Origin of the sequence: Mesorhizobium sp. M0016, from assembly GCF_040324035.1 — a bacterium.
Classification (GTDB): domain Bacteria; phylum Pseudomonadota; class Alphaproteobacteria; order Rhizobiales; family Rhizobiaceae; genus Mesorhizobium.
Window position 1 is genome coordinate 273274 of record NZ_JAMYVM010000007.1, and the last position, 25746, is coordinate 299019.

The 25746-nt window shown below is 62.3% G+C and carries 22 protein-coding genes and 1 pseudogene; 7 read left to right on the forward strand and 16 right to left on the reverse strand.

Annotation, left to right across the window (positions count from 1 at the left end; translation table 11 throughout):
• Positions 1-51: 51 nt before the first annotated feature.
• Positions 52-1031 (forward strand): annotated as a pseudogene (locus tag NKJ88_RS13845) (alpha/beta hydrolase).
• A gap of 93 nt (positions 1032-1124) precedes the next feature.
• Here the strand turns inward: NKJ88_RS13845 and NKJ88_RS13850 are convergent.
• Complete coding sequence (locus NKJ88_RS13850) at positions 1125-2561, reverse strand: DEAD/DEAH box helicase (RefSeq protein WP_502904748.1); 1437 nt, start codon at positions 2559-2561, stop codon at positions 1125-1127.
• A gap of 409 nt (positions 2562-2970) precedes the next feature.
• Between NKJ88_RS13850 and NKJ88_RS13855 the strand changes: the two genes are divergently transcribed.
• Both NKJ88_RS13855 and NKJ88_RS13860 read left to right on the forward strand, forming a co-directional pair.
• Positions 2971-4503: an acyl-CoA carboxylase subunit beta gene (locus tag NKJ88_RS13855; protein ID WP_013531455.1), complete on the forward strand. Its 1533-nt coding sequence runs from the start codon at positions 2971-2973 to the stop codon at positions 4501-4503.
• 99 nt (positions 4504-4602) lie between these two features.
• Positions 4603-5580 carry a M48 family metallopeptidase gene (locus tag NKJ88_RS13860; protein WP_352444370.1) on the forward strand — a complete coding sequence of 326 codons (978 nt, stop codon included), beginning with the start codon at positions 4603-4605 and terminating at the stop codon, positions 5578-5580.
• Between the two features lie 25 nt (positions 5581-5605).
• Here the strand turns inward: NKJ88_RS13860 and NKJ88_RS13865 are convergent, their stop codons facing one another.
• Both NKJ88_RS13865 and NKJ88_RS13870 read right to left on the reverse strand, forming a co-directional pair.
• On the reverse strand, positions 5606-7606 hold the full coding sequence (locus tag NKJ88_RS13865) for a hypothetical protein (RefSeq protein ID WP_023706520.1): 2001 nt from the start codon (positions 7604-7606) through the stop codon (positions 5606-5608).
• Positions 7603-9156, reverse strand: coding sequence for a bifunctional ADP-dependent NAD(P)H-hydrate dehydratase/NAD(P)H-hydrate epimerase (locus NKJ88_RS13870; protein WP_023824964.1), 1554 nt, complete (start codon positions 9154-9156; stop codon positions 7603-7605). Before NKJ88_RS13870 ends, NKJ88_RS13865 begins: the two co-directional genes overlap by 4 nt.
• Before the next feature lie 385 nt (positions 9157-9541).
• Between NKJ88_RS13870 and NKJ88_RS13875 the strand changes: the two genes are divergently transcribed.
• On the forward strand, positions 9542-9880 hold the full coding sequence (locus NKJ88_RS13875) for a P-II family nitrogen regulator (protein ID WP_006205430.1): 339 nt from the start codon (positions 9542-9544) through the stop codon (positions 9878-9880).
• Positions 9881-9938: 58 nt separating this feature from the next.
• Entirely contained in the window at positions 9939-11348 is a 1410-nt protein-coding gene (gene glnA, locus NKJ88_RS13880) for a type I glutamate--ammonia ligase (RefSeq protein WP_023672775.1), read from the forward strand.
• 138 nt (positions 11349-11486) lie between these two features.
• On the opposite strand, the gene NKJ88_RS13885 is transcribed toward glnA, so the two are convergent.
• Entirely contained in the window at positions 11487-12527 is a 1041-nt protein-coding gene (locus tag NKJ88_RS13885) for a glutamine synthetase beta-grasp domain-containing protein (RefSeq protein WP_023691256.1), read from the reverse strand.
• 316 nt (positions 12528-12843) lie between these two features.
• Here NKJ88_RS13885 and NKJ88_RS13890 point away from each other — a divergent pair, with 316 nt between their 5' ends.
• Entirely contained in the window at positions 12844-13041 is a 198-nt protein-coding gene (locus tag NKJ88_RS13890) for a DUF2735 domain-containing protein (RefSeq protein ID WP_352444372.1), read from the forward strand.
• A gap of 94 nt (positions 13042-13135) precedes the next feature.
• Here NKJ88_RS13890 and NKJ88_RS13895 read toward each other — a convergent pair whose 3' ends face one another.
• The 8 genes from NKJ88_RS13895 to NKJ88_RS13930 all read right to left on the reverse strand — a co-directional run bounded on the left by NKJ88_RS13895 (position 13136) and on the right by NKJ88_RS13930 (position 22328).
• Positions 13136-15022: an MFS transporter gene (locus NKJ88_RS13895; RefSeq protein ID WP_352444374.1), complete on the reverse strand. Its 1887-nt coding sequence runs from the start codon at positions 15020-15022 to the stop codon at positions 13136-13138.
• Between the two features lie 177 nt (positions 15023-15199).
• Positions 15200-15991, reverse strand: a complete 792-nt coding sequence (locus tag NKJ88_RS13900; protein WP_352444376.1) for an ATP12 family chaperone protein — start codon at positions 15989-15991, stop codon at positions 15200-15202.
• 11 nt (positions 15992-16002) lie between these two features.
• A complete protein-coding gene (locus tag NKJ88_RS13905) occupies positions 16003-16860 on the reverse strand; it encodes a DMT family transporter (protein WP_081727411.1) in 858 nt (285 codons plus the stop codon).
• A gap of 62 nt (positions 16861-16922) precedes the next feature.
• Positions 16923-17903, reverse strand: coding sequence for an RluA family pseudouridine synthase (locus NKJ88_RS13910; RefSeq protein WP_023691252.1), 981 nt, complete (start codon positions 17901-17903; stop codon positions 16923-16925).
• Between the two features lie 132 nt (positions 17904-18035).
• Positions 18036-18410, reverse strand: a complete 375-nt coding sequence (crcB, locus tag NKJ88_RS13915; protein WP_352444378.1) for a fluoride efflux transporter CrcB — start codon at positions 18408-18410, stop codon at positions 18036-18038.
• A gap of 53 nt (positions 18411-18463) precedes the next feature.
• Positions 18464-19294 carry an aspartyl/asparaginyl beta-hydroxylase domain-containing protein gene (locus NKJ88_RS13920; protein ID WP_023682594.1) on the reverse strand — a complete coding sequence of 277 codons (831 nt, stop codon included), beginning with the start codon at positions 19292-19294 and terminating at the stop codon, positions 18464-18466.
• A 182-nt stretch (positions 19295-19476) separates the two neighbouring features.
• Positions 19477-20787 carry a replication-associated recombination protein A gene (locus NKJ88_RS13925; protein ID WP_352444380.1) on the reverse strand — a complete coding sequence of 437 codons (1311 nt, stop codon included), beginning with the start codon at positions 20785-20787 and terminating at the stop codon, positions 19477-19479.
• Between the two features lie 47 nt (positions 20788-20834).
• Positions 20835-22328 (reverse strand): DegQ family serine endoprotease, encoded by a 1494-nt coding sequence (locus tag NKJ88_RS13930; protein ID WP_352444382.1) that lies wholly within the window; start codon positions 22326-22328, stop codon positions 20835-20837.
• 134 nt (positions 22329-22462) lie between these two features.
• Here NKJ88_RS13930 and NKJ88_RS13935 point away from each other — a divergent pair, with 134 nt between their 5' ends.
• The gene (locus tag NKJ88_RS13935; protein WP_155922398.1) at positions 22463-23089 is read left to right on the forward strand and encodes a hypothetical protein; all 627 of its coding nucleotides are present in this window, start codon (positions 22463-22465) and stop codon (positions 23087-23089) included.
• A gap of 82 nt (positions 23090-23171) precedes the next feature.
• Here the strand turns inward: NKJ88_RS13935 and rplQ are convergent, their stop codons facing one another.
• From rplQ to rpsM, 4 genes are all read right to left on the reverse strand, one after another.
• A complete protein-coding gene (rplQ, locus tag NKJ88_RS13940; protein WP_023816013.1) occupies positions 23172-23603 on the reverse strand; it encodes a 50S ribosomal protein L17 in 432 nt (143 codons plus the stop codon).
• Positions 23604-23708: 105 nt separating this feature from the next.
• Complete coding sequence (locus NKJ88_RS13945; protein WP_023682599.1) at positions 23709-24719, reverse strand: DNA-directed RNA polymerase subunit alpha; 1011 nt, start codon at positions 24717-24719, stop codon at positions 23709-23711.
• 101 nt (positions 24720-24820) lie between these two features.
• Complete coding sequence (rpsK, locus tag NKJ88_RS13950) at positions 24821-25210, reverse strand: 30S ribosomal protein S11 (RefSeq protein ID WP_006205444.1); 390 nt, start codon at positions 25208-25210, stop codon at positions 24821-24823.
• A 127-nt stretch (positions 25211-25337) separates the two neighbouring features.
• Entirely contained in the window at positions 25338-25706 is a 369-nt protein-coding gene (gene rpsM, locus NKJ88_RS13955; protein ID WP_006205445.1) for a 30S ribosomal protein S13, read from the reverse strand.
• Positions 25707-25746 lie beyond the last annotated feature (40 nt).

The following is a 25746-nucleotide window of genomic DNA, read 5'->3' on the forward strand; positions in this document are numbered from 1 at the left end:
TTGCCTGACTGCACCGGCCGCCATAGCTTTAGAATTGTCGTGGAGTCTGAGATGGGGCGGCGGATCGTGCTTGCGGTGCTGGGCGTCGTCATCATCCTTGTCCTGGCCCTCCTGCTTGGTCCGCGCGTTCCCGTCGACAAAACAATCAGCTTCGACCCCAAGGTGATCGGCGACGATCCGCAAGCGTATATCGCGCGTGAAGAGGCTGCCGTGCCCAACGTCCGCGACGGGCTCGAGAAAGAAATCATCTGGGCCGATCCGATGGTTCACGCCAGGACGCCATTGGCGATCGTCTATATCCATGGCTTTTCGGCATCGAAGGGCGAGGTTCGCCCGCTGGCCGACGAGGTCGCCGACCAACTCGACGCCAACCTTTTCTACACCCGCCTCACCGGTCATGGGCAGGACGGCGCTGCTATGGCGCAAGGCAGCGTCAATGCCTGGATCAACAACTATGAGGAGGCGCTCGCCATCGGCCGGGCCATCGGCGACAAGGTGATCGTCATCGGCACCTCGACCGGTGGCTCGCTGGCGGCATGGGCGGCGACTGAGCCTGGCGCATCGGACGGCGTCGCTGCAATCGCATTCATCTCGCCGAATTTTGGCACCAGGGCTTCAGGCGCCGAGCTGCTGACCATGCCCTGGGGCAGGCAGATCGCCGAGTTCATCGGCGGCAAGGAGCGCAGCTTTCCGACCCGCAACGCGCTGCACGAGAAACTCTGGACGCACACATATCCAATGGCGGCCCTGCTACCGATGGCGGCGCTGACCAACCTTGCCTACGCAGCGCCTGTGGAGAAGGCAACCATACCGGCGCTGTTCATCTTCTCGGATTCCGACAAGGTGGTGCGCCAGGATCGCACCCGCGAAATCGCCGGCCGCTGGGCGCACCGCATGAACTGGTGCCGGTCGACGACAATGGCGATCCAGACGACCACGTCATTGCCGGCGACGCGCTGTCGCCCTCGACCACGGCGTTCCTGGCGCAGCGGATCGTCGTGCGGGTTCAGGCAATTACCGGGCAGCCCTAAACGAAAAGGACGGCCGAAGCATTGCCCCGGCCGTCCTCATATTCAATCGTCAGCAATCAAGCCAGGCTCGACGAGCCTGACCGGTTCGTCTGATCAGGCAGCCCGCGCCGCGGGCCGCTTGCCGCCGAAGCGGCGCTTGTTGTTGCCCTTGAAGGCCTTGGCGCCTTCCGGCTTGCGCTCGCTTGCACCCGCAAAGGCCGGCTTGTCACCAAAACGCTTCTTGGCGAAGCCGTTGTTCTGGCCACCGGGCCGCCTGCCGTCGCGACGGCCATTGCGGTCGTTGCGATCATTGGCGGGCTCGAAGCGCTCGTTCTTTTCGGCCGGATTGCGCACCGGATCCGGGCTGCCGAGATGGTCGGCAACGATCGGCAGCTTGCTGCGGATGATGCGCTCGACCTGACGCAGCTTGCTGTTTTCCGACGGATCGCAAAGCGTGACGGCGATGCCGTCCATGCCGTTACGGCCGGTACGTCCGATGCGGTGGACATAGCTTTCGGCCTCATCCGGCAGGTCGAAATTCACCACATGGCTGATGCCGGGAACGTCGATGCCGCGCGCCGCGATGTCGGTCGCCACGAGAATGCGCACCGAACCCTCGCGGAAATCGTTGAGCGCCTTCTGGCGGGCGTTCTGCGACTTATTGCCGTGGATGACGGCGGCCTTGAAGCCGTCGCGCTCGAGGTCCTTGGTCACCCGGTCGGCGCCATGTTTGGTGCGCGAAAAGATGATGACGGACTTCATGGCTTCGTCGGCGAGCATCGTCGACAGCACCTGGCGCTTCTGCTTGGTGCGGGCAAAGACGACGCCCTGCACGATCTCGGCGGCCGCGGTGCTCTGCGGCGCGACTTCGACGCGGATCGGGTTCTTCAACAGGCCCTTCGCCAGCTCGGCGATTTCGTTGGGCATGGTGGCCGAGAACAGCACCGTCTGACGGTCGGGCGCGGTCGCCTTGGCGATCCGCTTGACGTCGTTGATGAAGCCCATGTCGAGCATGCGGTCACCCTCGTCGAGCACCAGCCATTTGGTGTCGGAGAGAATCAAGTCGCCCTCGCGCACCAGGTCGGTCAGGCGGCCGGGCGTGGCGATCAGGATGTCGACGCCGGGCGCAACCTTCTTCACCTGGCTGAAGCGCGAGACGCCGCCCAGCACGAGAGCGGTCGAGACATGCGCGCCCTTGGCGAGGATCTTGATGGTGTCCTCGATCTGGACGGCGAGTTCGCGCGTCGGCGCCAGGATCAGCGCACGGGTGGTCTTGGCCCGGCGCTTGGTGCCGAGCGCGATGATCTTCGACAGGATCGGCAGCGCGAAGGCCGCGGTCTTGCCGGAGCCGGTCTGGGCGATGCCGAAGATATCGCGGCCTTCCATCTGCGGCGGGATCGCCTGCGTCTGGATCGGCTTCGGCTCGGTGAAGCCGGCGCCATGCGTCGCCTTGAGCAGCGCGCCGGTGATCCCAAGAGCTGCGAAACCGGTAAGGTCCGCAGTGGTGCCGGTCGAGATTGCGTTACCGGCTGAGGTGTTTTCGTTGGTCAAAATAGTCTTCTTTCACGCGGTCTTGGCCGCAAACATCGATGGCGGCAGGGCGCAACCTGCCGTCGAAAAATTTGATATGAAACGACAAGGCGGGCGGACGGTAACGTCCACTCGGCTGCGCTGTCGTGCCCGCAGGCGTCATGCCACGGGGCTCTTTCGCCACTTCGTGATGTATCGGAAAGAGAGGCCGATATACCGGAAAGAGGGAAAACAGACGCAACCAGTCTCATTTGTCGAGAAGGCCGGAATCTCCGGCCCAAGCGCCTATGGGCTGCATATGGCTGAGTTCGCTCCGGAATGCAAGGGGCCACATGTTGCAGCGCAGCAAAATCGACTGCGAAAGCGGCGCTTGCGCACGCCTGCAGCCATCATTACCACAAAGGCAGCTGCCATTTCTGGAGACCGAGCGATGAAGGACGTGCTGAAGGAACTCGAGCGCCGCCGCGAGATCGCCCGCATGGGTGGCGGCCAGGCCCGCATCGACGCCCAGCACAAGAAGGGCAAGCTGACGGCGCGCGAACGTATCGAGGTCTTTCTCGACGAAGGCTCGTTCGAGGAGTTCGACATGTATGTCGAGCATCGCTCGACCGACTTCGGCATGGAGAAAACCAAGATCGCCGGCGATGGTGTCGTCACCGGCTGGGGCACCGTCAATGGCCGTCCGGTCTATCTCTTCGCCAAGGACTTTACCGTCTTCGGCGGCTCGCTGTCGGAGGCGCACGCCGAAAAGGTCATCAAGGTGCAGGAGATGGCGCTGCGTAATCGCGCGCCGATCATCGGCCTCTACGACGCCGGCGGCGCTCGCATCCAGGAAGGCGTGGCGGCGCTTGGCGGCTATGCCGAGATCTTTCAGCGCAATGTGCTGGCCTCCGGCGTCATTCCGCAGATTTCCGTGATCATGGGCCCTTGCGCCGGCGGCGACGTCTATTCGCCGGCGATGACCGACTTCATCTTCATGGTCCGCGACACCTCTTACATGTTCGTCACCGGGCCGGATGTGGTGAAGACCGTCACCAACGAGACGGTGACCGCCGAGAGCCTTGGCGGCGCGTCCGTCCACACGACGAAATCCTCGATCGCCGATGGCGCCTACGACAATGACGTCGAGGCGCTGTTGCAGATGCGCCGGCTGGTCGATCTGCTGCCGGCGTCCAACACGTCGGAGCTTCCTGAGATCGAGTGCTACCAGTCGGTCACCGACCATGATCTGTCGCTCGACCGGCTGATCCCGGACAACGCCAACAAGCCTTATGATATCAAGGAGTTGATCCTCAAAGTTGCCGACGAAGGCGACTTCTTCGAAATCCAGCAGAACTTCGCCAAGAACATCGTCACCGGTTTTGGCCGCGTCGAGGGCCGTACCGTCGGCTTCGTCGCCAACCAGCCGATGGTGCTGGCCGGCGTGCTCGATTCCGACGCAAGCCGCAAGGCGGCGCGCTTCGTGCGCTTCTGCGACTGTTTTTCCATTCCCATCGTCACCTTCGTCGACGTCCCCGGCTTCCTGCCCGGCACCGCGCAGGAATATGGCGGCCTGATCAAGCATGGCGCGAAACTCCTGTTTGCCTACGCCGAGGCGACCGTGCCGAAAATCACGGTCATCACCCGCAAAGCCTATGGCGGCGCCTATGACGTGATGGCCTCAAAACATCTGCGCGGCGATATGAACTATGCCTGGCCGACGGCGCAGATCGCGGTGATGGGGGCGAGAGGCGCGGTCGAGATCATCTACCGCAAGGATATTGGCGACGCCGAAAAGATCGCAGCCCACACAAAGGCTTACGAAGACCGCTTCCTGTCGCCTTTCGTCGCCGCCGAACGCGGCTATGTCGACGAGGTGATCATGCCGCATTCGACCCGCCGCCGCATTGCCCGGGCACTGCGCATGCTGCGCAACAAGGACATGCAGAACCCTTGGAAGAAGCACGACAACATCCCGTTGTAACATCCAATGTCGCGACTGATCATCAGCGCCGGTCGGCGGTTTGGCAGGTTCACGGTCCTGTTTTTCGTTGTTCCCGCTCTCATCATCTTCTGCGTCTGGATGTCCCTGCTCGACAACCATCCAATCTGGTTTATCGCCAGCGGCTTCGTCGTCATGCCGATCGCCACCACGGCCTTGGCATTTCTGTTCGGCACATTGTTTGCGGGCTTCCGACGCAGCAAGATCAAAGGCGTCAGTGAAGCAGAAGCGCCCGGCCTGTGGGCGCTGTGGCGGAGCGTCGCCGGACCGCGCCGTGCTGCGCGCACGGTTGTCATACTAGAGGGCAACCTGAACGCCAGCGTGCGCGAAGAGCGCACGCTTCTCGGCCTTCTCGGCAATCGGCTGTTTCTAACCATTGGCATCCCTCTCCTCGCAGTGACCGATGAAAGAGCGCTTGCCGCGATCCTTGCCCATGAGGACGCGCATGTGCGCAACAAGGATACCAATGGCAGCCTCAATCTCGCTGAGTTCGAAAACGGTTTCGGATTTGTCTTCGAGTATGCCCCGCCCGGAACCACGATCACAGGCAGCCTGCTCCACGCCGCTATCGGCTGGCTGTCGCAATTGTTCGAGCGGGAAGAAATCCGGCTTTCGCGCGAAGCGGAGATCAAGGCAGATCGACACGCGGCAGCCTCCGGCGACGCCGAGCACGCCGCACGCGCGCTGTTGCTTCTTGCCACGGCAGACGTGCATTTCGCGGAGACGGTCTATGACCCTTTGCAGCATGAATTGCGAGGTGCTTTGCGTCCGCCGCGACCGCCGCTCGAGCGCATGCTGGAAGCTGCCGGCCAGCTGCGAGAACCCATTTGCCTCAATGTTTGCGCCCGCAAGGCGTGGGCAAGCCCGGATGACGCAAAGTCCACCCATCCATCATTGGCTCAACGGCTGGCGGCGCTTGGCTACACGGAGCCGCCCGACCTGGACCCGATCGCCGTGACCGCGCTCTCGACGCTGCTGAACTCGAGCGTAGCACAGCGCCACATTTCGGAATTCGACACCAAATGGACTGCGCGGATGGAAGACTATCTCCAGCGCTGAACTGGTGGTCGCCCAACTCGCAGGCTCACTCCTCTTCCGCCGCCCCGAACCCCGCATCCCTGGGGGCGCTGGTCGCGCTCGCCCAGGGCGTCGCGTGATTATCGATGCGCATCTGGAAGATGAAATAGGTCGGCGAGCAGTAGCCGATGCCTTTCACCTTGGCAGCACCCGGCGTGTCCGGCGGCAGCGACTGGCACATATAGTCCTCGCGGCAGAAATGATCAGCCGAGCAGGCTGGACGGTTGCCGCGGTTGACCGCGCCGCCGAGGCACTGGTCGAAATTGTTGGTGGCGACGCAGGTGTCGAATTTCTTGCCGCCGACCATGCCGCAAATTTCCGATGGCATCGGCTTGCCCGTCTTGAATGCGGCGAAGCTGCGGTCCTTGTCGTCGCAGGCGCGATAAGCGATGCCTGCCGGTACGCCGATTTTCGGTGGCCGGCAGGTGTAGGCGGTCCGCGAAAAGGTCGGCGCAAAAGCCGCGAACTGGCCGGTGATCTTGTAGCGGTCGTTGAACGGCTGAGACGGGTTGCTGGCGATCGACCCGGTCAGGCAGGGATGGCCCGAAAACATCTTTGGACTGTCCGTGGGCAACAGACATTGCGCCAACGCGGTATGCACGCCTGAAGCCGTCGCGAGCGGCGTGCAGACGGTGCCGCCACCGCATTGCCAGGTCGCGCCGAAGCGTTTTGCATCATCCGGCATCAGGCACGGCATCGCCATCTCGGCCGGGGCGTAGTCGACATCGCCGGCATCGGTCCATGTCGCTGGCGGCGCGAAGGACAGCGGCCGGTAGCGGTTCGGCTCCTTGCCTTCTTCCGTCGCGCGCAGCCAGGCCTCACGTCGCGGAATCTCGGCATGGAGATGCGGCGAGATGCCGACCTCGATCCGGTTGAGAGGCGACGTCGTTTTGTCGTCGAGGCCGATGAAGTGAAAGCCGGCCGTCGAGCCCGCCTGGTGGCAGCCCTGGCAGGCGCCATTGTCCAGCCGCTCGACCAGCGCCTCCGGTGTCCGCACCAGCTTTAGCGCCGCATAGTCCAAGCCGGCGAAATCCGCTGGCTGGAACAGCGGCGTGAACGGATGGTTGGCCCGTCTCGCGCTGCCGAAGGTCGACCACGAGATGATTTTCTTCGCCAGGAATTCGTCGGGGATTTCGTAGACGCCGAGATCGACGGCCGCGACATTGGCGCTGACGTAGTCGGCGAGCCCTTTCTTGAGTGCAGCATCGTCGGAGAGCCGCGCGACGTCTGGCGTATTCTCCAGCGGACTCTCGCTGACGGTAGCGCCATCGATGCCGAAGATCCGCATCAGATAGGCCGCCTGCCCGCCGAACTCGGTCTCCTGGCCCGAGGGAAAGCGCACCACTTGCGCGTTGAGTTCGAGCTGTTTGAAAGTCAGTTCCTCCGGTGCCAGCGGCCCGCCGACCAGCCAGCCGGCATCGACGTTTTCGTCGATCTGCGGTGTCCAGCGCCCGGCAACGCCGACGCAGCCGCCATCGGCATCCGGCGCCACGCTGTAGACGGCGTTGAAATTGAATGGCAGCCGCGATGCCAGAACCTTGCCGTTCTTGCGGAAACTGTAGGCCAGGCGATAGACAAAGCGCACCTCGCCACAGCTCTTGTCACCTTGCAGCGCGGTGAAGTCACGCCGGTCCAGCCGGTTGACGACGCCGACCAGGCGGAAGCGCGCGGCCTCGGTCTTCAGCCAGCGCATATCCATGATGCGGCCGACATTGCCGTCGGTCACCTCGTAGAGCGTGCGCCCGCCGGCCTTTATCTCGGCCCGCAGCGTGGCAATATCGGCCGCCACCATGTCGACAACAGCACGATAGGCCGGCACCTCACTGTAGAGCGTCTTCAGATCGTCCGCGCCGTCGACGGCGAAAATGCCGGCGAAGCCAAACCCCTTGGCATCGAGGGCGGCGAGCACCGCCGGATCGTCGACGATGGTCACCGGCTGCTCAGCGCGCACGCCATGCGAGGCGAACAGCGCGATGATGGCTGCAATGGCGAGCGCGAAACGCTTCATCCGATCGGCACCTTCTGCCGCGCCTCGACAAGTTCACGCAGCACCGGCACCAGCGCCAGCGGCAGATCCTCGGCGATCAGACCCGGTCCGAAGCGGCTGCCGGCCTCGGCATGGATCCAGACCGCTGCGCAGGCGGCCTCGAATGCCTGCATGCCCTGCGCCAGCAGCGCGGCGACAATGCCCGCCAGCACGTCGCCGGAACCGGCGGTGGCGAGCCATGGTGCACCATTGGCGTTGATCACCGCGCGGCCGTCCGGCGCCGCGATGACGGTGTCGGCGCCCTTGTAGACCATGATGGCGTTGGCTCGTTCAGCGGCTGCGCGCGCCTTGGCGAGTTTCGACTGCTTCTTGTCCTTCGCGATGTCGGGAAAAAGTCTGGCGAATTCGCCTTCATGCGGCGTCAGCACCAAAACCGGCGCCAACGGGAGCAGCGCGGCGTCGAACAGGGCCTGAGGCTGATGCGCCAATGACGTGATGGCGTCAGCATCCAAGACAATGGCAGGGCGCTGAATTCCGAATGAACTCGTCGACGTGCGGTTTAGGTCAGCGACCGTCGCGATCAATTGCAACGCGAAATCCCCCACCTTGGGTTTCGGCCCGAGCCCTGGTCCGAACACAAGTACTTCGGGGTGCCTCGCCGACAAAAATTCCTGCACTTCCTCCATCGAACCGGCCTCGCGCAGCATGATCGATGTCAAATGCGCGGCGTTTACCTGCATGGCATTTTCAGGCGAGAGCACGGTCACCGCCCCTGTCCCGGCTCTGGCTGCAGCCATCGCCGACAGCCGCGCCGCACCTGTCGCGCTCGGCCCGCCGGAAAAGACGCTGACGTGGCCGCGCTTATACTTATGTGTATCGACCGCCGTTTTCGGAAAACTGTATAGCCAGAAGTCAGGCGTGTTCTCGAACGTCTTGATCTTGAACTCATCGACGATCGCATCCGGAATGCCGATATCGGCGACGATGATCTCGCCGCAGAGGCTGCGCCCCGGCATCAGCAGATGGCCGGGCTTTTTCCGCACGAACGTCACCGTCACGTCGGCCTTGAAATAAGCGTTGCTCAAGCCGGTCTCGCCCGACACGCCAGAAGGCAGGTCGATTGACACCACAGGCACGCGCTCCGCCGCGGCCAATCCTGAGACGGCAGAGGCATGCAGGGATATCTTCTTCGACAATCCCGCACCATAGAGCGCGTCCACGACGACTTCACCCGGTTCCGGGTAGCAGTGTCCGATGTGCTCGACCGGCAGATTGCAGGCCTCGGAAGCTCGCGCCGCATCACTCCCGGGCTTCTGCTTGCCTTCGGCCCAGAGCGCCACATTCACACCAGCCTCGGCCAGCAACCGCGCTACAACATAGCCGTCGCCACCATTGTTGCCGGGGCCGCACAGCACGTGCACGCGGCTTGCTGCGGGATAGCGTGCCAGGACCACAGCAGCGACCGCTTCGCCGGCGCGCTGCATCAGGCCATAGCCGTCGAGCGGACCGGCCGCGATCGCCAGCCGGTCGGCCTCGCCCATCTCGGCCGGCGACAGGACTTCATTGCTCATGGATTGCCGATCCCGCATTTCGTTCAAGGCCGACCCCTTTGTCCCTATCGAGCATTGTCCAGTTTCGGATTCGAAGCAAACGGCCAGGTGCTGCGTTGGCGTGCGGCCAATCCTTTCGCAGACTGGTGCCACGGATCCGCGCGGGCCTGCAAAATGCGCAATCTGCCTAATTATCGTGCAGACGCCCGAAGCGGCAATGTGTAGGCTTCGGGCAGCTTTGCCGCAGCCGAAGCAGAGGATGACGCGAATGTGCATCCCGGCGCGGCGCGGCATTGGAATTGCGCGAAACCGCTTCGCGTGGGCTGAAATTGGCACGGTTCGTGCTTGATGGAGGCGCAAGCGGGGCGCACAACCCGTTTTTTTGGCAGTGGAGGCCACTTTTTACATGAAAAAGATCGAAGCGATCATCAAGCCGTTCAAGCTAGACGAAGTGAAGGAAGCGCTTCAGGAGGCCGGTCTGCAAGGCATTACCGTCACCGAGGCCAAGGGCTTTGGCCGCCAGAAAGGCCATACCGAACTCTATCGCGGCGCCGAATATGTCGTCGACTTCCTGCCCAAGGTGAAGATCGAAGTCGTGCTGGGCGACGACGCCGTCGAAGGCGCCATCGAAGCCATCCGCAAGGCGGCGCAGACCGGCCGCATCGGCGACGGCAAGATCTTCGTCTCCAATATCGAGGAGGTCGTTCGCATCCGTACCGGCGAAACGGGGATGGACGCCGTCTGAGCTTTCTGATTTCAGATTAACGTCTCCTCGAAACGTCATCACACAGGGAAGAAACGACATGACGACAGCCAAAGACATCATGAAGCAGATCAAGGACAACGACGTGAAATTCGTCGACCTGCGCTTCACCGATCCGAAGGGCAAGCTGCAGCACGTCACGATGGATGTCATCGAGGTCGAGGAAGACATGTTCGCGGACGGCGTCATGTTCGACGGCTCCTCGATCGCCGGCTGGAAGGCGATCAACGAGTCCGACATGGTGCTGATGCCCGATGCGGACACCGTCCATATGGATCCGTTCTTCGCCCAGTCGACCATGGTCATCCTGTGCGACATTCTCGATCCGGTCTCCGGCGAATCCTACAACCGCGACCCGCGCGGCACCGCCAAGAAGGCCGAGGCCTACATGAAGGCCGAAGGCATCGGCGACACCATCTATGTCGGCCCCGAAGCCGAGTTCTTCGTCTTCGACGACGTCAAGTACAAGGCCGATCCCTACAACACCGGGTTCAAGCTGGACTCGACCGAACTGCCGTCCAACGACGACACCGACTACGAGACCGGCAATCTCGGCCACCGCCCGCGCGTCAAGGGCGGCTACTTCCCTGTGCCGCCGATCGACAGCGCGCAGGACATGCGCTCCGAAATGCTGACCGTGCTCGCCGAAATGGGCGTGCGCGTCGAAAAGCACCATCACGAGGTTGCCGCTGCCCAGCACGAGCTCGGCATCAAGTTCGACACGCTGGTCCGCAACGCCGACAAGATGCTGATCTACAAATATGTCGTGCACCAGGTCGCCAACGCCTATGGCAAGACGGCCACCTTCATGCCGAAGCCGATTTTCGGCGACAACGGCTCGGGCATGCACGTCCACCAGTCGATCTGGAAGAACGGCAAGCCGACCTTCGCCGGCAATGAATATGCCGGCCTGTCGGAGTCGTGCCTGTTCTACATCGGCGGCATCATCAAGCACGCCAAGGCGATCAACGCCTTCACCAACCCGCTGACCAACTCCTACAAGCGCCTTGTGCCTGGCTATGAAGCCCCGGTGCTGCTCGCCTACTCCGCGCGCAACCGTTCGGCCTCCTGCCGCATTCCGTTCGGCTCGTCCCCGAAAGCCAAGCGCGTCGAGGTCCGCTTCCCCGATCCAGGCGCGAACCCCTACCTCGCTTTCGCCGCCATGCTGATGGCCGGCCTCGACGGCATCAAGAACAAGATCCACCCGGGACAGCCGATGGACAAGGATCTTTACGATCTGCCGCCGAAGGAACTGAAGAAGATTCCGACCGTCTGCGGTTCGCTGCGCGAAGCGCTGCAAAGCTTGGACAAGGACCGCGGCTTCCTGAAAGCCGGCGGCGTCTTCGACGACGACCAGATCGACAGCTACATCGAGCTCAAGATGGCCGAAGTGATGCGCTTCGAAATGACACCGCATCCGGTCGAATACGACATGTACTATTCGGTCTGAGCGATAAGCCTCAGCGACAAGGAAAAACCCCGGCGTCAGTTCAGACGCCGGGGGTTTTTGTTTGACCAATAGCAGACCGTAGACGTGGTAGCAGCAGGCTACGGCGCAGGCTTACGAAGCCTGCGCCGCTATAGATGCTTAGGCGGCCGCCGAAACCTGGGCGCTGGTCGAAACCTCCGCGATGGTCTTCAGGATCTGCGAAGCGATCTGGTAGGGGTCGCCCTGCGAGTTCGGGCGGCGGTCTTCCAGGTAGCCCTTGTAGTCATTGTTGACGAAGGAATGCGGCACGCGGATCGAGGCGCCGCGGTCGGCGATGCCGTAGCTGAAGCGGTTCCACGGCGCGGTCTCATGCTTGCCGGTCAGGCGCTTGTCATTGTCCGGGCCGTAGACAGCGATGTGGTCCATCAGGTTCTTGTCGAATTGAGCCATCAGCGCTTCGAAATAGGCCTTGCCGCCGACTTCGCGCATATAGGCGGTCGAGAAGTTGGCGTGCATGCCCGAACCGTTCCAGTCGGTGTCGCCAAGCGGCTTGCAGTGATACTCGATGTCGATCTCGTATTTTTCGGTCAGGCGCTGCAAGAGATAACGGGCCATCCACATCTGGTCGGCGGCCTTCTTGGAGCCCTTGCCGAAAATCTGGAATTCCCACTGGCCCTTGGCCACTTCGGCGTTGATGCCTTCATGGTTGATGCCTGCTGCGAGGCAAAGGTCGAGATGCTCCTCGACGATCTGGCGCGCGATCGGGCCGACATTCGAATAGCCGACGCCGGTGTAGTACGGGCCCTGCGGCGCCGGATAGCCGCTCTCGGGGAAGCCGAGCGGACGGCCGTCCTTGTAGAAGAAATACTCCTGCTCGAAGCCGAACCAGGCGCCCTCGTCGTCGAGGATGGTGGCGCGCTTGTTGGACACATGCGGCGTCACGCCATCTGGCATCATCACTTCGCACATCACCAGCACGCCATTGCTGCGGGCCGGGTCCGGGAATACGGCGACCGGCTTCAGCACGCAGTCGGAGCTGTGGCCTTCGGCCTGCTGCGTCGAAGAACCGTCGAAGCCCCACAGCGGCAGCTGCTCGAGCGTCGGGAACTCGGCGAACTCCTTGATCTGGGTCTTGCCGCGAAGATTGGGGACCGGCGTGTAACCATCGAGCCAGATATACTCGAGCTTGTATTTCGTCATTCTAGAGCCTCTCGTTGCTTGATCACCGAACCTGGATGACGCCGGCGCGCCGAGCCATCCAGCAGCCCAGCTGCCGGTCGATAAAATGCAAACCGTGTGCCAGATCAGTTGGTCAGGGTGCGGCAAAAATGCCCTTTCATCCCGCCGGTGATGGCAAGCCGCCTAAGCAATGCGCCCGGATCAATCAAAGGCAGAATTTGCTTAAATAACAGGCAAATGCCGATCTTTCTTTAGGCATCTTGCCTAAAAGGATTGCAGGACCTACCTTGATGGAAAGATGAATCGAAGAGCCTCTCCAGAAGAAAGGAGACCGACCATGGAAATCACCTCAGCCCGTCCGTCGGCCAAAATCCTGATGTTCCCGGTGGCAGCGCGTGCGGGTGCCTCAAATTTAGGCGTAAAGGCCAAGTTTGCGGCAGAGCTTGCTTCGCTGCGCGATCACCCGCTTCACCATGGCGAGGCCTGGTATCATGAGGCCGCCATTGCGGAGGCCGAACAGCCTCGCGAGAGCTAGGCGTCTTCCGCGCTGATAGATCGAACAGGCCCACAAATCAAAAACCCGGCGCGATCGCTCGCGCCGGGTTTTTTGTTTGATACAGGGCCGTCGGCTACTGCTTGGTATGCAGGTCGGTGCCGAGCGTATCCCTGACGAAGATCATGCCGATGATCAGCGTCACCGCCGCGATCACCACCGGATACCAAAGGCCATAGTAGATATCGCCCTTGTAGGCGCTGAACGCGAACACGATCGCGGGCAGCAGGCCGCCGAACCAACCATTGCCGATGTGATAGGGCAGTGACATGCCGCTGTAGCGGATGCGTGTCGGGAACATCTCGACCAGGATCGCCGCGATCGGCCCGTAGACCATGGTCACGTAGAGGACCAGGATGAACAGGATGCCGATGACCTTGGCCCAGTTGACCTGTGCGGGGTCGGCAAACATCGCGAACGCGCCCGCTGCCGGAACGCTGTAAACGGTCACCTCGGTGGCGCCCGCGGCCTCATCCTTGGTCAGCACCTTGTCCTTGATCGCCTGTTCGGTCGGGACTGCGGTCTTCTCGCCGGCGCGGATGGCCGCCGCATCGAGCTTCAGTTCAGGATTGGCCGCGACAAAGGCGTCGAGCTTCTGGTCGGCAACCTTGGCGGCAGCACGTTTCAGCGGATAGCCGCCACCCTGAAGCGCGAGGTTGATACCCTTCTTGAAGGCAGCGTCGCTGGCAGCCTTCTTGTCGCCCGCGGCCTTGGCATCATAAGACGCCACGGTTTCGCTGCCAATCATGACACTCGCCGGGGTCCCCGCCGCCGCCGTCGAGACGATGTCGTAAGGCACCGAGTTCTTGGCAAGGAAGTCGGTCGCGATATCGCACGAACTGACCGGCACGCGCGTGCCGGTCGGGTTGAACTGGAAGTTGCAGTCTCCCGGCGCCGCCGTCACCGTGGCGCGCGTGTTCTGCTGCGCGGTGGCGAGCGCCGGATTGGCGGCCCAGGTCAACGCCTTGAACAGCGGGAAGGTGGTGACGACCGCCAGCGCAAGGCCGGCCATGATGATCGGCTTGCGGCCGATCTTGTCGGACAGCCAGCCGAAGAAGACGAAGAAGCCCGTGCCGAGTGCCAGCGCAATGGCGATCATGATGTTGACCGACTGCGCGTCGACCTTGAGCACATTGGCCAGGAAGAACAGTGCATAGAACTGGCCATTGTACCATACCACGGCCTGACCGGCGGTGAGGCCGAACAGCGCCAGGATGGCGATCTTGGCGTTTTTCCACTGGCCGAAGGCTTCCGACAGCGGCGCCTTGGAACTCTTGCCCTCTTCCTTCATGCGCAGGAAGGTCGGCGATTCCGAAAGCGACAGGCGGATCCAGACCGAAATGCCGAGCAGGATAGCCGAGACCAGGAACGGAATGCGCCATCCCCAGGCGTTGAAGGCGTCCTTGCTTACGGAATTCTGCACCAGCAGGATGACAATCAGCGACAGGAAAAGGCCGAGCGTCGCCGTCGTCTGGATCCATGAGGTGTAGAAGCCGCGACGGTCGTCCGGCGCATGTTCCGCGACATAGGTCGCGGCGCCGCCGTACTCGCCGCCAAGCGCCAGGCCCTGCAGCATGCGCAGCGCGATCAACAGGACCGGCGCCAGAATGCCCAGTGTCTCTGAACCCGGAAGCAGGCCGACAAGGAAAGTCGACAGACCCATGATCATGATGGTGACAAGGAATGTGTATTTGCGGCCGACGAGATCGCCGATGCGGCCGAACACCAGCGCGCCGAACGGGCGCACGATGAAGCCGGCGGCGAAGACCAGCAGCGTGAAGATGTAGCGGGTGCTTTCGGGAAACGAGTTGAAGAAGGTCAAGCCGATCGCGCCGGCCAACGCTCCGTAGAGATAGAAATCATACCATTCAAAAACCGCGCCCAGCGAGGAGGCGAAGATGACCTTCTTCTCCTCTCGTGTCATGCCGCGGCTGGCTCCGCCGGCGGTCGATGCCAATGCCATTGAACTGTCCTCCCGTGAATCGTCTGCCTTCGACGCTGGGCGTCATCGTCGGCGTTCCCTCTGAACGCGACTCGAACCAGCCATCAGCGTAAAAAATGACAGAAAGCGACCGCCGGAGGCAGACAGACCTTGGATTTATGACTTTGGTATTAGGTGCAGTGCGGCAAAGGCCGAGGATCAGGTCTTCAGCGCATCGAGCAGGCCGACGGCCGCCATCATGTCGCGTTTGCGGGCCGAGCGGCGTGCGACAGCCTCGGCATCCTGGCCCCAATGCTCGATCTGCCAGTCCTCGTCGACATGGCCGGCGGCCCAAGCCGCGTCGCCATCGAGCGCGCCGTAATCGACCGCCAGCGCCAGCAGCGCCGACCCGGTCAGCGAAGTCATGACATGGATTGCGGCCAGCCGCAGCGGCTCGGCACGCTGGGCAAGATGAGCGCCGAGCACTGCGATGCTCTCGCGCGGCTGCTCGACATGGATGATGCCCTCGGCGAGATTGAACCGAGCCCCTAATGTCGCTCTCGCCCAGTCGATCACCGGATCCCAATGCTGGTTCTGCCGCTCGACCAGCCCCTGTGGCGCGTCGGCGCGGTAGCAGGTCAGATCGGACGAGGCGAAGCGCAAGACGTCCTCCAGCACCGCCTGCGGGTCGCTGGCGACGCCGTCGATGGCGGTGTTGACCAGACGCAGCACCGGCATCGTGACCGGGTCGATGGTCTCGCCCTGTGCAGCGAACTCATTGGCGACCAGGGCGGCGGCCTTTTCGGTCGGCAGCGCCAGCAGCGCCTTGCCCGGCGTGCGCACCGGCTTGCCATCGAGGTGGACGACAAAACCGTCCTCCACAGCTACGACCGACACGTCCTTGTAGAAGCGCTTCGGCAGGTGCGTCTTCATCTGGATCTGGGCGCGGCGGACCGGATCCGGATCGGACAGATGCTTTCCCGCTTCGAGGTCGTTGAGGATGTCACGCATGGTCGAACTTTCTATCCAGGTACCTGCTTGCGCGCCGGCCGGTTGACGATGATCAGGCCGACTGCGATCAGCCCAAGCGCCACAAAGATCCTGGTCGTTGGCGCCTCGCCAAGAATGATAGCGCCGCAGAGGACGCCGAACACCGGCGACAGGAAGGCGAAGCTCGACAGGCCCGATGCCGGATAGCGCCTGAGCAGCCAGAACCACAGCACATAGGTGAAGGCAACTATATAGAGCGACTGGAACAGCAGCGCCAATGTCGGCAAGGCACTGACCGCGCGGATCGGCGGGCCGGCGAAAGGCAGAACCAGGACACCGACGATGGCCGCACCGGCCAGCTGATAAAGCAGCAATTTCTCGGCACTGGTCTCGACCAGTTTCGAACGCTTGATGACGATGCTGGTCGCCGCCCACAGGATGCCCGAGCCGAGGCTGAGCAGATCGCCCATCAAGGTCACGTCGGTGCCGCCGGCAATCCCGTCGGAAAACACCGCCACAAGGCCACAGAAGGCAAGCACGAGCCCGCCAAGCTTGCGCGCGTTGATACGCTCACCGAGCAGGAAATGGCCGCCGATCAGGACCCAGAACGGCATGGTGTTGACCAGCAGTGTGTTGCGGGCAACGGTCGTGTATTCCAGCCCGATATAGAGGCACAGGAACTCGACGCCGAACAGCACGCCGACGATGATGCCGGCGACAAGCGACCCGTCGGCCTTAAACAGCCTGATGCCGCGCAGCCAGCACCAGCCGAGCACACAGAGCCCGCCGATGATCGAACGTGCGATCGAGACGAAAACCGGATCGAAGCCGGCATAGGATATCTTGGCGGCGACGTAGTTCAGCCCCCAGGAAAAGGTCAACCCGACCATGATGGAAGCAGCCGCCAGATCGACCGCATCGCGGCGATCCAATGCCGAGGCGACGGCCAATGTCAGTCCTCCGCGCTGGCGTCGTCGAAGCCGATCAGGTTCCAGCTCTGGCGCATATGCGGCGGCATCGGCGCGGTGACGTCGATGACGCCCTTGTCCGGGTGCGGAATGACGATGCGGCGCGCATGCAGATGCAGGCGGTTCTGAATGCCGCCCGGAAAGTCCCAGTTGGTGTCGGCCTCGAAATATTTGGGGTCGCCAAGGATCGGGCAGCCGATATAGGCGGCATGAACGCGCAGCTGGTGGGTGCGGCCAGTGTACGGCTCCATTTCCAGCCAGGTCATCGTCTGGGCCGCCTGCTCGATGATGCGATAGTAGGACACGGCGTGGTCGGCGCCCTTTTCGCCATGGGCTGCCACGCGCACGCGGTCGCCGTCCTCGGTCGGCTCCTTGATCAGCCAGGTCGAGATCTTGTCCTCACGCTTGGGCGGGACGCCCTTGACCAGCGCCCAATAGGTCTTCTTGGTCTCGCGCGCCCGGAATGACTCGGAAAGCTTCATCGCCGCAAGCCTGGTGCGGGCAACCACCAGCACGCCCGACGTGTCGCGGTCGAGCCGGTGCACCAGGCGCGGCTTCTCGCCCTTCTGGCTGCGCCAGGCCTCCAGCATGTCGTCGACATTGCGGGTGACGCCCGAGCCGCCTTGCACCGCCAGGCCCGCCGGCTTGTTGAAGACGAAGACTTTTGGATCTTCGTGGATCAGCATCTTGGCCAGCACATCGGCGTCGCCCTGGTTGCGGATCGAGTAACCCGTAAGCGCACTCTCGCCCTTCTTGTCGACCTCGAGCGGCGGCACACGCACCACCTGGCCGGGCTCGACACGGCTGTCGGCCTTGACCCGGCTGCCATCGACGCGGATCTGGCCCGAGCGCAGCAACTTCTGCAGATGGCCAAAGCCGAGGCCGGGGAAATGGGTCTTGAACCAGCGATCGAGCCGCATGCCCGCCTCGCCGGCCTCCACCGTGATCTGTTCTACGCCTGCCATGATTTTCGCTTTATCCGTTTCTAACGCGTGACCCCGAAATCTACTCCGGCTTTCGGAAAGGATCATGCGCAAGATCAAAGTTTCTGCAGCGCGTCCAGAGGATGCGGCGTGCTCCAGGTCGGGGCAATAACACTATGAAACGGTTCTTGCGAGCCAAAGTCCCAGAAACAGGGCGATAATGGCGCCAACGACGCTTGCCAGCGCATATCCCAACGCCGGCAGCGTCGCTCCGCGCTCCCATAGGGTCGCGAAATCGAGCGAAAAGGCGGAGAAGGTGGTGAAGCCGCCAAGGATGCCGGTGGCGACGAACAGCCGGAGCTCATTGGAACCGCCGCGCCGCATCAGCGCGGCGATGAACAGCCCCATGGCAAAGGAGCCGACGATGTTGATCGCCATCGTCCCCCAGGGGTAGTTGGGACCGACGAGGCGCAAGGCGCCGGTGTTGGTCAGGTGGCGGATGCCGGCGCCGATGCCGCCGCCGACCACAACAAGAAGCAGATTGAACATGCCCGTTTACTGCCCGGCCAAGGCAGTGCGGTCAATCCCTTCAGACCAACGCCTCAGGTCGTCTCGACCTTCTTTGCCTTGCTCGAGCCGATCATCTTCCAGTTCTTGTAGAACATGGAATTGATGCGCTCGACGGTTACCGAAACGATGGCCAGAAGTCCGGCGATGAAGCCGGGGAACGGCGACGGGCGGATGATGTCCATGAACACGCAGTAGCGGCGTCCGTCATACTCGTTGACCGAGCGGTGCAGCAGCGTGTCGTCGAAAATATAGAGCGGGTTGTCGTGCCAGTAATTCCTCGCGCCGTTGCATTCGACGAAAACCTCTGCCTTCACCGGCAAGAGATTGTAGAGGATGCGCAGGCTGAGCCGCAGCGGTCCGAAATGCCAGGAAGTCGATTCCTTGCCTCTGAAGACAGATACGGCAATGGTCTTGATGTATTTGAAATCCTTGTTGAACTCCGCGACATTGTCGATCCGGTGCTTGCCGTACCACTGATAGACATACATGCCGCGACGACCGGTGCCGAAATTGGCGTCGATATCGGCGATGATCTCGTCCTTGCGCGCCTTGAAGACGTCAAGAACCTCGTTGACCTCGCGCTGATAATCGGCAGGAAACTGCTCCAGCTTCCACACACCCGGGTTGCGGTAGCAAACGAGGTCCACCAGCAGATTGAAGGGCGACAGCAGCCAGGTGAAGATGCCATTGCCGAGGAAATAGCCGCGCAACAGCGACAGATCCTTGCTGGCGTTGCGCAGCACATCGATCAGGCCGCAGACGATCCAGATCGTGGTCAGGATCGGAATGAAATAGAAGCCGAGCGCGAGCAGCGGGACAGCAATCACAGCCTGGCGAAGCGTTTTGCGAAGGGATTTTGTCATTTCTGTTCGCGCCGCGCGCTGTCCCCGTTCCGAATTATCGCCCGTCCTGGCAGCCTCCCGGCCGAGTCATGCGACGTGATAGGGCTTTTTGTCATGCGGTACAATCACACTGCTGTGACTGGCGGGGGCAGAATTTCAGTTCATCGCGGGCAGGCCGAGTTCGTCCCGTTTGTCCCGCGCGCCTATTTTTCCCGCTCGCTGCGCAGCTTTGCCCAATAGTCCAGCCGTTTCTTGATATCGCGCTCGAAGCCGCGTTCGGGCGGATCATAAAAGGTCTGCCGGCCCATCTTTTCGGGGAAATAGTCCTGGCCGGAAAAAGCATCGGGCTGGTCGTGATCGTAGCGGTAGCCGGCGCCGTAATCCTCCTCTTTCATCAGCTTGGTCGGCGCGTTGAGGATGTGCTTGGGCGGCAGCAGCGAACCGAACTCCTTCGCCGCCCGCGTGGCTGCCTTGAAGGCGGTATAGACGGCGTTGGATTTGGGCGCGGTGGCGAGATAGACGGTGGCCTCGGCGAAGGCCAGTTCGCCTTCGGGCGAGCCGAGATAGTCGTAGGCGTCCTTGGCGGCGTTGGCGATAACCAGCGCCTGCGGGTCGGCCAGCCCGATATCCTCCATCGCCATGCGCACCAGCCGGCGGCCGAGATAGAGCGGATCCTCGCCGGCGTCGAACATGCGGGCAAGATAATAAAGCGCCGCGTCCGGGTCGGACCCACGCACCGATTTGTGCAGCGCCGAGATCAGATTGTAGTGACCGTCCTGGCCCTTGTCATAGATCGGCGCGCGGCGCTGGACGATGCGCTGCAGCCCTTCGGGATCGAAAACCTCGCCGGGTTTGGCGGCGCGCCAGACTTCCTCGGCCAGCGTTAGCGAGGCCCGGCCGTCGCCATCGCTCATGCGGATGAGCATCGCCCGCGCCTCGTCGTCGAGCGGAAGCGCCCTGCCCTCCGTCTCCTCCGCCCGCGTCATCAGTTTGGCGATGCTGTCCTCGCCCAGCGAGTGAAACACCAGCACCCGCGCGCGCGACAGAAGCGCCGCGTTCAGCTCGAACGATGGATTTTCGGTCGTGGCGCCGACCAGAACAACTGTTCCATCCTCCATGACCGGAAGGAAAGAGTCCTGCTGGGCGCGGTTGAAGCGATGGATCTCGTCAACGAACAGCAGCGTCTGGCGGCCATTCGTGCGGCGCAGCTTCGCTGCTTCGAACACTTTCTTCAGGTCCGCGACGCCGGAAAACACCGCCGATATCTGCTCGAACGCAAGACTGGTCTCGCCGGCCAACAGCCGTGCAACGGTTGTTTTGCCGGTTCCCGGCGGTCCCCAGAAAATCATCGAGCCGAGCGAACCCGAGTTGATCAGCCGCGTCAGCGCGCCGTCCGGCCCGGTCAAATGCTCCTGGCCGACGACCTCGCCAAGATTTTTCGGGCGCAGCCGATCGGCCAAAGGCCGGCGGGGCGGCGCTCTTTCCGGTTCGTCGACGCTGAACAGATCGGCCATCTAGGTCTTCTGGTTGGAGCACGATCCTCAGAAATGGGAAGATCGCCTCAGTAACGCAACACCTGGCGCAGTATCTGCCCGCCGCGCTCGACGGTAAAGCGCCACCAGCGTGTATCCTGCTGGGCAAGCTGCGCCAGTGTCGCCGCCGTATCGACCGTCGTGCCGTTCACCTCGCGCACGATGTCGCCCGGCTGGAAGCCGAAATCGGCGGCCGGCGAATCGCGGTTGATGTCGACCACGGTGACCCCCTTTAGGTCGGTGCGCAGGCCGAGCCGCTGGGCGAGCCTGGGCGACAGTTCCGCGACCTTGGCGCCGGAGAACGGGCTGCGGCCATGCAGGGTCACTTCCGACGCCTTGGCGCCTTCCGGCGCGCGCTCCAGTGCGATCTCCATCGTCGCCTGCTGGCCCTTGCTCAGGATGGCGAAGGTCGCCTTGGTGCCGATCGACAGGGTCGCCATGCGGTAATCCAGCGCCTCGATGCCTTCGACCGTCGTGCCATTGAGCTGCAGCACGACATCGCCGGGCTTCAGCCCTGCCTTGGCCGCCGGTCCGGCTTCCTCAACCGACGACACCAGCGCGCCGGTCGGCTTCTCCATGCCAAGCGATTCGGCGATCTGCGGTGTGACCGCTTCGAACTCGGCGCCTATATAAGGCCGCTCGAAGAAATCGAGCCCGGCCTTGGCCGCGTCGGCGAAGGCGCGCACCATGTTGGCCGGGATGGCAAAGCCGATGCCGATCGAGCCGCCGCTGCGGCTGTAGATGGCGGTGTTGATGCCGACCAGCTGGCCGCCCATGTTGATCAGCGCGCCGCCGGAATTGCCGGGATTGATGGCGGCGTCGGTCTGGATGAAGTAGCCCGAATCCGAAACGCCGATATGGCTGCGGGCAAGCGCCGACACGATGCCGCTGGTGGTGGTCTGGCCGACGCCGAACGGATTGCCGATGGCCAGCACCAGGTCGCCGACCTCGAGCGCGTCGGAATCGCCGATGGCGATCACCGGAAAGGGCTTGTCGGAGTTGATCTTGAGCACGGCGAGGTCAAGCGTCTCGTCCTTGAGCATGACCTTCGAGGTGAATTCGCGCCCGTCGGCGGTCGCGACCTTGACCTCGTCGGCATCCTTGATCACGTGGAAATTGGTGACGACGACGCCGCTTGGATCGACCAGCACGCCCGAGCCGAGCGATGATTGCGCGCGCGGCTGCGCGCGGCCGAAGAATTCCTCGAAGAAAGGATCGCCGTCGAAGGGCGACGTGACCTTGGCCGTCTGCGAAGCATAGACATTGACCACCGCCGGCGCCGTCTGCTTGACCAGGGGCGCAAACGACAGCTGTACCTCTTCGCGGCCGAACGGCACGCGCTTGTCGGGACCGGAGGTGCCGTTCTCGCCTTCGACGCCATGCAAGAGGTCGGTCAGCACATCGGAGAGCCCCGGATCGGCTGGCTTGGCGGCGTCCTCGGCCAGGGCGTCTTTCACGGCCGGTGCCGCGGCAAAGGCGGCCAGCGCGCAAAGGGCAACAAGAAACAGCCGTTTGAAGTGCATTCCGAATCCTCCAGGTCGGGCGCCATTGTCCCGACGATTGTGCAAAATGAAAGGCTAAGCCGCTGAAATCTGATTATTCTGGCCCGCAAAGCAGCTATAGGTCGGCTTGAAACTGAGAACCTTCGTCGACCTTCATGAAAAAACAACTCCTGTCATTCCGTGACTTTTTGAAGACCGGCACTTTTGGGCCCGTTTCCCCTTCTCTGAAAATGATCGACATCGCCGGTGTGCTGGGTCCGCCTGACGGCTGGGTCACGGAACCTGCAGGGACGATTCCGGTCTATTGGATTTTCGGAAAGCTCGAAATTTCCTTTGATGAAGAAGCACCTCATTGGATGAACTGGTTTCAGATCGAAGAAGCGGGCTATCTCGAAGGTGATTTTGAGGTTCTCACCGATCGCCTTGTGCTCTCATTGGATGGGTTCAGTGGAGAGACGAAGCCTTCGGAATTCCTGGCTGCCGGCCTTTGGGCTCCAGAAGAGGCAGCGGTTTTCTACGCCGCCTTGAGCGACGATATCTTGCTGAACATCTGCGCGGGTCCCATTCAGATTCATTTCCGAGTCGATACAGACTTCATCGAAGATGGGGACGCCCAAAAATACCTGGCCAATTCCACCGTGTCGCAAGTGGTCAGCGATATCGATTCCCGCGCCACCCTCGACAGTATCTATTCCTATCCCCAACCGGCGTTCGAAGAGATCCCCGGCGCCTTCAATTGGAATCTGCTTAGCGGTCGCGACTACCTGACGCTTGCTCGCTAAACGTAAGGCTCGCTAAACGTAGGACGCTGGTAACAAAAAGGGGCCCGAAGGCCCCTTTGAATTCATCCAGAAACCCCCAGCCTTATGCGGCCGCGGTTTCCTCATTGGTGCCTTCAGCTTCGAGGCGAGCGCGGTCGCCGGCGCCCTTGGCCGAGGTGTCGCGATCGACGAACTCGATGACTGCCATGGCGGCATTGTCGCCGTGGCGGAAGCCGGCCTTCATGATGCGCAGATAGCCGCCATTGCGGTCGGCGTAGCGCGGCGCAATCGTGTCGAACAAACGCTTGACGACGCCTTCATTGCCGATCTGGGCAATGACCTGGCGGCGCGCATGCAAGTCGCCGCGCTTGCCGAGCGTCACCAGCTTCTCGACGATTGGACGCAAATCCTTCGCCTTCGGCAGGGTGGTGACGATCTGCTCATGTTCGAGCAGCGACACGGCGAGGTTGGCGAACATCGACTTGCGATGGCTAATGCTTCGGGCGAAGCGGCGGCCTTTAAAACCGTGGCGCATGGCTCTTTTCCTTCTTCAGTTGTTCAAGAGGCCACGGCCTCTGATGGTTTTCCGCATGACCGTCGGATCGAGCGGCCCACGCCGCCGATCCTTGGAAATTCATGCTCAATATTGGTCTTCGTAACGCTTGGCGAGGTCTTCGATGTTTTCCGGCGGCCAGTCCGGCACTTCCATGCCGAGGTGCAGGCCCATCGCCGCGAGCACTTCCTTGATCTCGTTCAGCGACTTGCGGCCGAAGTTCGGGGTGCGCAGCATCTCGGCTTCGGTCTTCTGGATGAGATCGCCGATGTAGACGATGTTGTCGTTCTTCAGGCAGTTGGCCGAACGCACCGAAAGCTCGAGTTCGTCGACCTTCTTGAGCAGCGCCGGGTTGAAGGCGAGTTCGGTGACGGCTTCGGTGGCGACTTCCTTCTGCGGCTCGTCGAAATTGACGAACAGGCCAAGCTGGTCCTGCAGGATGCGGGCGGCGAATGCCACCGCGTCCTCGCCCGAGATCGAACCGTCGGTCTCGATGGTCATGGTCAGCTTGTCATAGTCGAGAACCTGGCCCTCGCGGGTGTTCTCGACCTTGTAGGAGACCTTCTTGACCGGCGAATACAGGCTGTCGACCGGGATCAGGCCGATCGGCGCGTCTTCGGCGCGGTTGCGGTCGGCCGGCACGTAACCCTTGCCGGTGTCGACGGTGAATTCCATGCGGATTTCAGCGCCCTCGTCCAGCGTACAAATGACGTGGTCGGGGTTGAGGATCTCGACGTCGCCAACCGTCTGGATGTCGCCAGCCAGAACCGCACCTGGGCCCTGCTTGCGAACGACCATGCGCTTGGGGCCATCGCCTTCCATGCGGATGGCGATTTCCTTGATGTTGAGGACGATGTCGGTCACGTCCTCACGCACGCCGGCAATCGACGAGAATTCATGCAGAACGCCGTCGATCTGCACGGCGGTCACAGCCGCACCGCGCAGCGAAGACAGAAGCACGCGGCGCAGCGCGTTGCCGAGCGTCAGGCCAAAGCCGCGTTCGAGCGGCTCGGCGACCAGCGTGGTCAGCGTCTTCTTCTTCGACGAGAACTCGATCTTGTTCGGCTTGATCAGTTCCTGCCAATTTTTCTGGATCATGATGCTTTCCTTCCGTTGACCCACCACCATCCAATCGTGGCGGGCGACCTGGAGTGCCGTGGAGGAGCGCCTTGAGGCGCTCACGCGGCGTTCGGTATGTCTTAGACGCGGCGCTTCTTGCGCGGGCGGCAGCCATTGTGCGGGATCGGCGTCACATCACGGATCGAGGTGATGGTGAAGCCGGCCGCCTGCAGGGCGCGAAGCGCCGATTCACGACCGGAGCCGGGTCCGCAGACCTCGACTTCGAGCATGCGCATGCCGTGTTCCTGGGCCTTCTTGGCGACGTCTTCGGCAGCCATCTGGGCGGCGAACGGGGTCGACTTGCGCGAACCCTTGAAGCCCTGGGCACCGGCCGACGACCAGGCAATGGAATTGCCCTGCGCGTCGGTGATGGTGATCATCGTGTTGTTGAAGGTCGAATTGACGTGGGCAACGCCCGACGAGATGTTCTTGCGTTCGCGACGGCGAACACGAGCGGCTTCCTTGGCCATGATAGTCCTTTCAGTTGATCTCTACACCGCCGTAATGCCAGCGGCTCCACCTTTGAAAGCGAGTAGTGAGCAGGGACTAGCGAATAGGGGACCCCTACTCGCTAATGGCTACTCGCTATTCGCTCACTTACTTCTTCTTGCCGGCGATCGACTTGGCCGGGCCCTTGCGGGTGCGTGCATTGGTGTGCGTGCGCTGGCCGCGAACCGGCAGCGAACGGCGGTGACGCAGGCCGCGGTAGCAGCCGAGGTCCATGAGACGCTTGATGTTCATCGACACTTCGCGGCGCAGGTCGCCTTCGACCTGGTAGTCGCGGTCGATGGTCTCGCGGATCTGCAGCACTTCCGCGTCGGTCAGCTGGTTGACGCGGCGCTCGGCCGGGATGCCGACCTTGTCGACGATCTCCTGGGCGAACTTCTTGCCAATGCCGTGAATGTACTGAAGCGCAATGACGACGCGCTTGTTGGTCGGAATGTTGACGCCGGCTATACGAGCCATATTCTTCTCTTCTCCATGTGGGACCGGCCGGCCTTCAAAA